Annotated in this window: 4 protein-coding genes and 1 pseudogene; all 5 read right to left on the bottom strand. The window is 33.3% G+C overall.

The window, feature by feature from the left end; genetic code table 11:
• Positions 1–227: 227 nt before the first annotated feature.
• The 5 genes and pseudogenes from ACNQGD_RS02345 to ACNQGD_RS02325 all read right to left on the bottom strand — a co-directional run bounded on the left by ACNQGD_RS02345 (position 228) and on the right by ACNQGD_RS02325 (position 12,752).
• Positions 228–1,676 (bottom strand): annotated as a pseudogene (locus ACNQGD_RS02345) (IS1182 family transposase).
• A 390-nt stretch (positions 1,677–2,066) separates the two neighbouring features.
• A complete protein-coding gene (locus ACNQGD_RS02340) occupies positions 2,067–3,611 on the bottom strand; it encodes a RagB/SusD family nutrient uptake outer membrane protein (RefSeq protein WP_417998166.1) in 1,545 nt (514 codons plus the stop codon).
• Positions 3,612–3,623: 12 nt separating this feature from the next.
• The gene (locus ACNQGD_RS02335) at positions 3,624–6,668 is read right to left on the bottom strand and encodes a SusC/RagA family TonB-linked outer membrane protein (protein ID WP_417998165.1); all 3,045 of its coding nucleotides are present in this window, start codon (positions 6,666–6,668) and stop codon (positions 3,624–3,626) included.
• Between the two features lie 1,435 nt (positions 6,669–8,103).
• Positions 8,104–9,567 (bottom strand): SusD/RagB family nutrient-binding outer membrane lipoprotein, encoded by a 1,464-nt coding sequence (locus tag ACNQGD_RS02330; RefSeq protein ID WP_417998164.1) that lies wholly within the window; start codon positions 9,565–9,567, stop codon positions 8,104–8,106.
• Between the two features lie 14 nt (positions 9,568–9,581).
• A complete protein-coding gene (locus ACNQGD_RS02325) occupies positions 9,582–12,752 on the bottom strand; it encodes a SusC/RagA family TonB-linked outer membrane protein (RefSeq protein WP_417998163.1) in 3,171 nt (1,056 codons plus the stop codon).
• Positions 12,753–12,767: the final 15 nt, after the last annotated feature.

Genomic DNA, 12,767 nt, shown 5'->3' with positions numbered 1-12,767 from the left:
AGTAAATAAATAAAAAAAAGAGCTAGAGTTACGGCGAGGGCACTGAAAAACTTCACTTATTTTGATTAGAGTCGTTTTTTAAACAATAAAAAAACGCTTATAACATGATTTTAAAGATCCGTTATGAGCGTTTTAATTTTTATAACTGTTTTTAATTATAGGTTATATGAGTCGATTTTTGACTTTTATAGGCCCATTCTGTGTACTGCGCATGTAGCTTTGATTTCCTACATTAATTTGAGTATTCTTTTTAAGTTGACTGCGAAAATTGCTATTGCACCTTGCATTTGCATATTGGTAATGCCATATGATATTGCTCTATCATAACCATGTACATTTTTCAACTCACTATTTTTCGCTTCTATTTTATATCGGTGTTTTGCTTTTTCTTTGTAATAGTCAGTTTATTGAAAGCTGATTTGTTCTTGATGTAAGTCCGATTTTATCGACACCGAATATGTTTTTGTCTTGGCTCCTTTTTTATAACAACCCTCTTTTAAAGAGCAGTTCTTACATTTTTCCACATCAAAATAGTAGGTTTGTATTTGATTGGTTCCAACATTTTTTTTGCCTTGGCGAGCCTTTCGTATAGCCATGTGACCAGCAGGACAAACAAATCTATCGGCATCTTTATTGTAATCAAATTTATCTTCGTCTTTTCTAGCCCCTTGTGCTATTGTAACATTTAGCCTTGCTACCACTTTGATATTTTGCTCACTTGTGAGTTTGAGATTTTTTTTTCCTGTATAGGCTCCATCGCCAATAATTGTATCAACATCGATTCCGTTTTCCTGACTAATTTCTAAAAGTTTAGGCAACTCCGGGCCATCTCCTTTTTCGCCTGATGTGACTACAGCAGCTGTAATGATGCGCTCTTCGGTCATCGCTAAATGAGTCTTATAGCCGAAGAAGGAACTATCAGCGGATTTATACCCCATTTTAGCATCTGTATCTTTTGATAACGTAAAATTTTCCTGAGTGTCTTCTATCGTTTCTTTAAGCAAGTTTAATTTTTCTTTCACCGCAGGTATAGAACTTAAAGATTGTTCTTTTTCTAGCCGTCTCTCCAACTCTTTACAATAGGCCAATTCCTTTTCTAATTCATTGGTGTTGTTCTTCTCTGGCATACGTTCTTTCCATTGGTCATCAAATAAATAAACCGTTTTTCGCAGTAGTTTTGAACGCTCACGCAATACTTCAATTGCCGAAAATGGATTTGATCTCGATAAAGTATGTGTGGCATCAACTATAATAGACTTAGAACGGATAATGCCCTTTTCAACGGCTATAGTCACCGTTTTACTAATCAATAGATTTAATAAGTCGGTGTCCTTCAAACGTAGTTTTCTATATTTTGTTAACGTACTAGAATTGATAACATCTTCTTCTGGTGCCATTTCCAAAAAATACTTAAAGGACATATCAAAACGGGAACGCTCCACTACATCAACATCTGAAACGGTATAAATTGTTTTCAGAAGTAAATACTTGAACATACGCACAGGACTTTCTGCCGTGCGACCATTATCTGTACAGTATTTATTTAGCAACTCATCGTAGATAAATGAAAAATCGATTAAATCATTGATTTTTCTTAGCATATTATCCTTGGGAACGATTAAATTATATAACGAAGAATATGGACTGAATTGAATTTTTTGTTGTTGAACTAACATCTAAAAGGCCTTATGATTACAATTAAAAATACGAAAAAAAGAGTAGAAAAATTTGATTTTCTACTCCTTTTTATTAATAATTAATTCTTAAAAAGACTTTTTCAGTGCCCTCGTTACGGCAAACTCGTTTTTAAAACTTAGGTATAACTTAATTATCTATTTGAATACAAAATTCATCAATATTATTATCAAATGTTAATCTTAATTTTTTATTAAAATAATACTAAAATAAAAGAGTATAGTCTCTTTAACATCCATACTTGACCTCAATTTAATGAGCTAATAATGAATTTAACAACATAAAAAAAGTTGCAAGAAATAAATCTTGCAACTTTTATAAAATATTCTGATCAAATAATCAGTGTTGTCTATTAGGACATTAACTTATGATTAGTAACCTTGGTTTTGCTGAATATCAGCATTACCATTTACCTCAACTTGTGGGATTGGTAAAGCAAATTTAAAACTACTTAATGGCAAGTTAGATGGATTACCCGCTGGAAAACTCCAAGCACTTGATGCGTACTCAGCAGCATCTCTATCTAAACCAGCACCTGCTAGAGTACCAATACGTTTTAAATCAATAAATCTAAAACCTTCAAAAGATAATTCCTTTCTTCTTTCGTCCAAGATACCTTTCCATGCAGCTTGCGGATTAGCAAATACAGGAGCAACTTGAGCCGTAGGGAAACGAGCAGCTAATATTGCTTTCAAATTCGTACCAACACCAACTAAATCACCAGCCGCCGCTCTAGCCTCAGCTTTAATAAAATACATTTCTGATAGTCTAGACACCATGAAATCAGGATTGAAACCATTTGCAGCTGTAACTGCAGATTGACCACCGTGTTTTTGTAAAACAATAATATCACTGTTTCTAACATCCGTTGCAGTAGCATAGTTAGGATCAATCAATGATGGACTAGTACCTGATAAATGAACGGTAGTATTCAACCTATAATCACCTGGAACTGCAGCAAGCTTGTTATATAAAGCTCTACTCACTTCATAAAATGGAGAACCATTTCTTCTATTGGCAACAGATACCCAACCATTATTTAGGTTAGTAGTTTGAACATTTTGCTGCACGGTTCTTCTCAATCTGAAAATAACTTCTGTATTTGCAGGCTCATTGTGCGTATGGAAAACATTGTTATATAAAGCCTGAGTATTAGCCAATGTAATTCCTGACGTATTAATCACGGTATTAGCAAAAATTTCTGCATTAGGATAATCTCCTTTTAGTGCGTAAGCACGAGCTTTAAGCGCTTGAGCTAAAACTTTAGAAGGATAATACGTTTTGTTTGGATAAGCTGCAGCTGTATTAGCATTAAAAATAACTATTGCAGCATCTAAATCAGCATGAATTAAAGCATAGAACTCAGCATTTGTAGTTCTTTGTGGTTTCTCGGTAGTAAGTATAATTCTGTCCGCTAAAACTCCAGCTAACGCAGCATCATCCTTAGGGTTAGGAGAAAAATAAGACAATATCTTAATGTGTCCTAATGCTCTTAAAACTAAAGCTTCCGCTATAGACCTATTAATAAGTTGCTGATCAGCAGGACTAGTAGCAACCACTTTATCAGCAAAAGTAAGAACACGATTAGCTCTTGCTAATCCAAAGTATTGAGATTGCCAAATTAATCGAGCAGACTCATTATCAACATTCATTAAAAAAACATAATCTTCAGTAATTCCCTGACCACCATTATTAAATCCAGGCGCAGCTTCATCAGTAAAAATAGAACTAAAAACATATTCCGCTCTATTGGTCATTAAATTCATTGATGAATTTACTAAATTGACTAAATCACTACTCTTAGTTACAGCCACTTCTTCGGTAAGAGAACCGGGCGTGAAAGGCTCCAATAATTCATCTGAACACGAAACAAAAAGTGTCAATGATACTATTAATATTCCAAATATTTTCTTCATAATTTCTTTTAATTAAAATTTAACATCTACCCCAAAAGTGTACAATCTTGGTGTTGGATACTGATAAACATCTGCAGTTCTGCTACTTTCAACATCAAAACCTTTCCATTTAGAGAAAGTTAATAAGTTTTCTCCTTGTAAGGAGAATGACACAGCAGTCATAAAAGTACCTTTCAAGAATTTTTGAGGAACGTTGTAACCCACTTGCACGTTTCTCATACGAATATAAGAAGCATCTCTAAGAAAACGATCAGAAGTATCACCTAAACCAAGGTTGGCTGCATTTAATCTTGGAACATCAGTATTTGTATTTGTTGGAGTCCAAGCATTTAACAAATCATCCGTAACAGTAAACTGTCCAATATTACCTACAGAATACAAGTTACCTAAATCATTATCAAATCGAGCCACATCATACGCGAAAGTGAATAACGTGGAAGCATAAAATCCTTTGATACTGAAGTCAAAACCAAAACCACCTTGATATTTTGGTAAATTATTCACACCGGCTCTTCTTTTATCAGCTTGAATTGGCTTTTCTGTTGGATTTCCTGCTGCATCCTCAAATAGTAAGTTTCCATTTACTGGATTTACTCCTAAATATTTATATACAAAAGGTTCGTTAATACTTCCACCATTCTCACTAACATAAAGTCCTGCTCCTGCAAATATTCGTCCAGCACCCGGAATATTAGATACAAGATTTGTGTTACGTGCACCGTTAGCTTTAACTGTTAAAGATATTTCTTTTTCGTTATTCCTAATGATATCATAAGCCAAATTCAACTCTAAACCTTTGTTAGTAACAGTTACATCAGCATTTTGAGTTAAGGTTGCTGTACCCGAAGTTGAAGTAACAGGATTATCTAAAAACAATTGAGATGTTTCTCTATTGTAATAATCAAAAGCCCCTCTAAGTCTTCCTTTAAAAAATTCAAAATCTAAACCAGCATTCCATTGCGTAGTTGTTTCCCATTGTAATTCAGGAAATCCAAAAGTAATTCCATAACCTGTTCCACCATTGTAGGTGTTATTAGTAATACTGTATACGTCAGTAAAACGAGGGGGATTAATACCTTGAAAAACATCTCCTCCTACAATTCTTTGATTCCCTACGGTACCATAAGAACCTCTTAATTTCAGTACGTCTATAAAAGAAACATTATCCATAAAAGCTTCCTCGTCTATATTCCATCTACCTCCTACAGAATAAAACGTACCCCATTGTTTATCCTCAATAAATCTTGAAGAACCGTCTCTTCTTACGGAACCAACAATACCATATTTATTCTTGAAGTCATAATCAAACGAACCGAAATAAGATATTAAATCATTTCTAAGGTTACGCGCTGAAATTAGAGGTACATAAAAATCATTCGTACCAGTATCCGCAGCATAACCAGCTCCTGTATTAGGAACGAAAATACCTTCTATTAAACCTCTTTGTCTAATGTTATTAGTATACAAACGAGAGTGATTGTATTCCATGTTGGCATTCAAATTAAAGGTATGATCTCCAAGAGTTTTACCATAATTGATTTGCCATAAATTGTTAAAATACCACTCTCTTCTTGAATTTATGTCCTCAAAACCGGTAAAAGTTTGACCTGCAGCCTGGAACAACAATGCATTGAAAGAGTTTGGATACTCAGATTGAAAAAATCTAGTATCTAATAATTGACCATTTAATCTACTGCGTATCACTAAATCCTTAGTGATATCATAAGAAAAATCTGTAGCAACATCAACACGCACCTCATCCGTTTGGTTTTTGTATTGTTGTAGTTTATCTACTAACATAATAGGAGTAGCCAATAAACCCGGAGTATTATTATAATAATCTAATGCTGATCGAGGTCCAGTATAAATACTTGGAGAAACATAAGGAGCTGATATAAAAGCACCTAAAACATAATTCCTATTGATCGCACCATCACCTAAACTTGTCGCTTCATTGTTTTTACTGAAACCAAATGAAGTATTAACTTGGTATTTAAACCTTTCATTTGAAGATCTACCATTGACATTATTTCTTAATGTAAATCTTTTTAAACCTGTTGTAGCTAAAATACCTTGCTGCTCAAAATAACCCAAAGAGGTATAAGAACTAATATTTTGACTACTGTTTTCAACAGCTATGGTATGTGAAGTTGTGTTTGATTGATTAAAGAAATAATCAACCCAGTCCGTATTGATATTATACGCTGCAATTTGTGCATCTGTTAACGTAGCTCCCATACCAGAACCGAAATTCTTTTCAATCTTCAATAACTGATTAGAGTTAGCATAACTGTATTTTGGTTTTTGCAATTCTCCAACACCATACTGAGAGCTTGCTCTAAATGTAGTTTTTGACTCACCAAACTTAGCTCTTTTAGTTTTAATAACAATAACACCATTTGACCCCCTGTTACCATACTCAGCAATTGCCGCAGCATCTTTAAGTACAGAAGTAGACTCAATGTCATTAGGGTTGATAGAACGAAAGTTGTCACTGTTTGACGGAAAACCATCAATCACATACAAAGGATCTGAGTTACCTGTAATAGTACCTACCCCTCTAATAACAACTGATGATTTTGCTCCTGGCTGACCAGTAGTAGCTGTAATGTTAACCCCAGCTAACTGACCTTGAAGCGTATTAATCGCGTTTGCGTTTGGTCTATTTTCAATAGTTTTACTGGATACTGTAGCATCTGAAACAACAGCTGTCTTTTTAGTTACTGTTCTGTACCCTTGAATTACTACCTCAGCTAAGACCTTAGCATCACTCTGCATTAATACGTTGATGGAATTCGAAGCACCAACTGTTTTTGACGATTGAGTCATCCCCACGAAAGAGAAAACCAAAACATCGCCTGTTTTTGCTTTAATGGCATACTTACCATCAAAGTCAGTTTGTACTCCTGTCTTAATACCTTTAATTAAAACGTTTACACCAGGAATAGGACCTGAAGCATCAGAAACGACACCTGTAATAGTTCTTTCTTGTGCAAATGCAAATTGCATTGACAATGCTAGTAGCAACGAAAAAATCCATTTGAATTTTGATCTCATATTAAATTTTGTTTTGAATTAGTTATTTCACAAACTTCTTAATAATTTCTTAAAGAAACAACTATTTATGAAATTTAACACATTATATTTTTTTACCATTCCTGATAAAAAAAATTGAACATGTCAACATAATTATTACATTATATTTAAATATCATTAGACATTTATGATTAAAGTAATGTTTTTACCAAAAAAAAATTAAATGAAAAACTAATTCTTTTAACAGCAAATTTAGAAAATGGAATCAAGTGAATTTTATTTTGGTCACAATACTTCAAAACCAATTGTATAGATATAAATAATTTTTTATAATTTAACTGTGATTACAATCATTAAATATCTATTTTAATTTCATTAAATTAAACCCAATGAAAAAATCCAAAATAAGATTTTTTACGTATCCCCTTTTATTAGAACATTGAATCTCTGATTATAGTTTTCCAAAGATCAAACTAAATTTTATGCAAAATCCTAAAGTCAAATTAATATTTGTTTCTACCAGCTTACATTATGAATTACATTAATACAATGATGCTTTTATATAGAGAATAATTTAAAATATATTAGAAATTTTAAAATTAACAAACTGTTTTAATGATTAGTAAATGAGTTAGGAATATAAATCAAAACATTCTGAATGTTGACAAAAAACTAAACATCTTGTAATAAGATCAATGAATTTTATTGAAGAATCCAAAAATTAATTATAAGAAGATAAATAATTAAGCACATTGTAAATACTAAAAAAAATAGGCAATCTGGATTTAAATCCTAAAACAATACACTGATTTAATTTATCAGTATAAAATCTTATCTTCTTATTTTTAAAGAAATGAGATTTCCAAAATGAAAATTCAATATATAAAAAAAGCAGTAGTGAGAAAAACTTCTTACTACTGCTAAAATAACAGGTATTATTAAGCTTATAATTATCTTTTTTTGAAAAGTAAATTATCTAAATTAATTATTAATACCCTGGGTTTTGTTGTGCTCTTAAAGTTCGATTAGAATCCAATTCTAATTGTGGTATAGTTCCTAAAAACTTAAAGCCCATCGACACCTAAACAGTGAAGAAAACATAGAACAACAAAAACAGTTTTACCACATAGTAAAACACCTTTCTGCAAATATAAAGCAAAAAAAAGATTCCGACGCTTCGTGGTAAAACGTAAACATACAATAGCATTAAAAGGTGGTCTATTGGCAGTCAAAGAAAATATTTAAAAAAAGTGGCCTAATATCGGGTTTTTCTTATTTTCCAAAAATCAACTCTCTTAGAATTAAATAGTATCTAAAATTCATTAAAAAAATGAGAATCATCTAAAAACAAAAAGGCTATCTCAAATTTAATTTGAGACAGCCTAATTTAACTATTTTTGTTTACTCTTTTTTCAATCCTAAATGTATTTTTGGAATTAAAAAAAAACTACACTTTCTATGGTCTAGTATCCCAAAAAACTTTTACATTCATACCTGCTTTTTGCTTAACATTTTCAGGATTTAAATCAATCTCTGATTGAGGATAAAAAAGTGATCTTGGAAAATATGGTACAACTGCATTTGACGGTAAAGTTAAAACAGGATACCCTGTTCTACGAAAATCTGACCATGGTTCTATAGCAACACCATAATTAGCGATAAATTTTTCGTTTATTATTTGCTGCAGTTTTTGAGCATCAGTTCCTGTTAATACACCATTTGCAGCTAAATAAGTAACAATGTCCCCTGGTGTAACACCTGCACTTTGCATTGAAGCCCGAATACCTTCTTGAAAAAATATTAGAGCGTTACCAGGAGAGCTAAACCTTAGTGCTGCCTCAGCTCTAATAAAATTATATTCAGCATAGGTCAACATTCTAATAGGCGCCGCTCCAGTATACACTGAACCAGTAAGTGATCCTCTTAGATAAGTGTGGAATTTAGAATAGCTACCTGGTCCTGCCGGAGCTCCCGCAACTGCACCAACATATAAACCAGAACCTGCGGGCAATTGAGTAAAATAAAATTGTCTTCTAGGGTCTGTCTTAGAATTCATCATATTCACCAATTTTGCATTAACCACTAAATTACCAAGTCTATTAGTTTCAAATTGGTCAATTGGGTTTCTCGCATTAGCAGCATCAACAAAATTCATCTGAAAGCTATCTGAGTTACTGATCATTAGAAGAGCTCCTGAATTAATCAATGCATCAATTTTACTCTTAGCAAAAGTAGCGTCTTTTTCACTATAGTGTAAAAAGATACGCAACTTTAATGTGTTAGCAAATCTTATCCAGTTGGTTTTAGTAGTTGAAAATGCCCCTGGATATATTGTACTATTAGTACCTGGAGAAATTGCCGAAGTTGGCACATTTACCTCAGCTATACCTTGATCTAATAAAGTAATTAAATCAGCATAAATACTTTCATCCGTATCATACTTAGGCTTAACATTTGCAGCTAACTTTTGAGTATCTGAATAAGGAATACTACCCCAAGTATCTACAGCAATTTGATAAGTATATGCCTTTAAAATTTTGGCAACACCTGAATAATGTGGACTATTAGAAGCTGTTGCTTCAACTATTATATTCTCTGCATCATTTAAGATAGTTGCATAAATAGTAGACCATACATTGTTTAAATCCGAACCAACAATCTGAAACTGTTCGAAGAATTGAGTCTGGGTAGTTGCACCAACAGTTTGTCCTGAATACTGCTGCATTATCAAAGAAGAATATCGATTTAAATCGCTACCAGCTAAAAAACCAACATTAACGGTCAATGAAGTTAACTGCTGATTAATTGGAGCAGCTACTACACTGCTTGGATCCTCATTGACATCACCAAATTCACAGCCAGTCACTACGAAAGCAACTAAGAATAGAACTGATACTATTTTATTTTTTATGTTTTTCATATGTAAAATTATTATTAAAGTACTACTTTAAGATTAAATCCAATTGTTCTTGTATTTGGTAAAGAGTTAAACTCTAAACCTTGTGCGTTACTAACCCCTAAAGCATTTTGTTCTGGGTCAAAATGTGGATAATTAGGTGCGTGCAAGAATAAATTTCTTCCAAATACTCCAACCTCAAATTGTTTAATTCCGGTATTCGCTAATAAACTAGAGCCTAGTTTATATGAAAAGGACATCTCTCTAACTCTAAACCAAGAGGTGTCATATATAAATCCTTCAGCAGCAATATACTTCCCTTGATTACCATAATAAGATTGAGCATTTACCTGTATGGTGTTCGGCTGACCTGCATTTACGCCTGAGGCATAGACACCTTCATAAAGATATGGTGTGTTAGCAGTAACATTATCGGCTGCAAATCTAGGAAATTCAGCTGTCTCTACGGCCACACCATTTCTTTGTACGTCAGCTATATTTCTTGAATATTGATCTCCTCCTTCACGAATGTCTAACAAAACATATAAACTAAAGTTTTTGTACGTAAAAGTATTGGTAATACCCATTGTAAAATCAGGGTTTGGATTTCCAATTTTCTCTACGCTTGTAGTTTGCAATGGCAAACCAGTTGCAGGATTAATTAACATTTGTCCATTAGCGTTACGCTGATATTTAGAACCATAAATTTGACCATATTCATCACCTGCAACTAAGCGAATATTAGGAGTTGTAAAGCCACCTAAAAATATATTAGTTACACCTGGAGCCAATTCATCAACTGTAGATACATACTGAGTATAATTTGCTCCTAAATCCCATGAAAAATTTCGAGTTTTGATTGGTGTTCCAGATATTGCAATTTCAAGCCCTTTAGTAGAAAGCTTTCCTGCATTCTTCAAAACGTTTGTAACTCCTGATCCTGCTGATACTGGTACACTTAAAATTACATTACGAGTATTACGTTCGTAATAGGTAGCATCAATATTTAATCGATTATTAAAAAATGCCATTTCAGTTCCAAAAGCAATCTCTTTAGTAAACTCTGGCGTAAGATCTGCATTACCAGCTGTATTAGAAAGAGAAAAACCAGCATTCCCATTGAAAGGGAAAACAATTTGTGGACCAAAACCATCAGAAGCATTAGCTTGAGCAAAGTAAGTATTCGTTGCATAAGCAGGAGCACCTTTTCCTACTTCACCTGCACTTGCTCTAAACTTTATTAAATTGATTTTATCGCCAAACTTAATTGCAGGAAATGCCTCAGTCAAAACAAAACTTCCTGACACTGCCGAATAGAAAATAGAATTGTTTTCTGGAGCTAATGTAGAGGACCAGTCATTTCTAGCCTTAACATTTACGGACAAGAAATTTTTATACTCTAGAACAACATCTGCAAAAACTCCAAACAATTTTGTATTTACAATAGAGGAAGCAGGAGCATACGTCACAGCATTAGATAAATTGGCAAATCCAGGAATCACTAAATTTAGACCTGTAACTTGAGAAGCAAAGCTATAATTATTATTAAATTCATTTCCAAGTGATCCAGACAAAGTAAAATCATTGAACTTTTTAGAGGCATTCAATGTAAAATATTGGTTCAAATTGTGAACGTTTGTAGCGCTCTCTATTAAACCTCCAATATTAGTTGAACCTTGCACAAAACCAGCACCTCTGTTTCCAATCTCGTCAAAACCAGCACTATTCAAATTATAGAAATCTGTACCGATTTTAAAGTCAGCACTCAACCATGAAGCAAAATCGTATTTAGCATTAAAATTAGCCAATATTCTATTTACTTTATCATTGTAAAGATTGTTTTTAATAGTCCAATAAGGGTTGTCCTCACCACCTGCATACAACTGCTGACCTTGTGCATTTTCAAACGGCAAACCACTTAAATTATAGGATCTTGGCGTAAAATATCCTCTAAACAATGGGTTAGACAAGTTGTTTCCTTGTAAAGTTCTTTGTGAAGTTGTATTGGTGTAGGTAATATTAGCTCCTATGTTCAACTTTTCAGACATTTGAGTGTTTCCTGAAAAAGTTAGATTAGTTCGAGATAAATTGTTATTGTCAATAACATACGTTTCTTTTGTATTTCCAATAGCAAGTCTAAAACTAGACTTTTCAGAACCTCCAGCAAAACTTAAGTTATTTTGAGCGTTATAAGAAGTTTTAAAAAAATCTTTAACATTATTTTTATAAGCTTGCAATACTTCAGGTTGACCATATGAATTTGTAATTGTTTGCCCCATAATCTTAGGCCCCCATGAAGATGCGACCATAAGGCCTGCGGAATTTGATCTATTAGGCACTAAAGCAGAACCAATTTGAGCAGGTGTTAACGTACCGTTTAAACCTTGCGCATATTCATTTTGATAATCCGGTAAACGATTTACATTTCCTATGTTAAAACTTGAGTCAAAAGTAATTGATGATTTCTCTCCTTTTCTACCTTTTTTAGTAGTAATTACAATGACACCAGATGCACCTCTAGATCCATAAAGAACAGTTGAAGCAGCATCTTTTAAAACAACTACGCTTTCAATGTCTTCAGGATTAATATCGACAGCACGATTTGATGGCGATGCACCTCTTTGTAACGAAGCACCTCCACCACTGTTATCGATAGGCACCCCATCCACAACATACAACGGTTGGTTACTTCCGGTAAAAGTTGTAAGCCCTCTTATTATTATACTAGAACCCGTAAAAGCTCCTCCTGATCCGGTTACGCGTACACCAGCAACCTTACCTACAAGTTGATTGGTTACGTTAGTAGCCTTTGCGGCAGTAAGTTCTTTTGCTTGGATTTTTGGTGTAGAATAACCCAGAGATTTTTTATCTCTTTTTATTCCAAATGATGTCACTACAACCTCTTCTAAGGTATTATCATCTTGCTTCATTTTAATACTAAGTATAGAAGAAGCTCCAACATTTGCTGTAATCTCTTTCATACCTACAAAAGAAAATACTAAAACTTCACCTGCACTGGCTTTGATGGAATACTTTCCGTCAAAATCAGTTTGTACACTTCTATTTGTACCCTTAACAATAACATTCGCTCCTGGAATCGGTCCAGTAGCATCTGTAACTACACCAGTAACAGTCTTTTCTTGTGCAAACGCAAATTGCATTGACAATGCCATTAGCAACGAAAAAATCCATTTGAATTTTGATCTCATATTAAATATGTTTTG

The sequence above is a fragment of the Flavobacterium glucosi genome (genome assembly GCF_048286535.1).
Lineage (GTDB): Bacteria > Bacteroidota > Bacteroidia > Flavobacteriales > Flavobacteriaceae > Flavobacterium.
The sequence above is the reverse complement of the archived record's forward strand: the minus strand, read 5'-3'. Positions and strand labels throughout refer to the sequence as shown.

What these genes read in the sequence shown, in the direction of transcription:
- ACNQGD_RS02340 (WP_417998166.1), bottom strand. Translation starts at nt 3,611, where the DNA reads ATGAAGAAAATATTTGGAATATTAATAGTATCATTGACACTTTTTGTT.
- ACNQGD_RS02335 (WP_417998165.1), bottom strand. Translation starts at nt 6,668, where the DNA reads ATGAGATCAAAATTCAAATGGATTTTTTCGTTGCTACTAGCATTGTCA.
- ACNQGD_RS02330 (WP_417998164.1), bottom strand. Translation starts at nt 9,567, where the DNA reads ATGAAAAACATAAAAAATAAAATAGTATCAGTTCTATTCTTAGTTGCT.
- ACNQGD_RS02325 (WP_417998163.1), bottom strand. Translation starts at nt 12,752, where the DNA reads ATGAGATCAAAATTCAAATGGATTTTTTCGTTGCTAATGGCATTGTCA.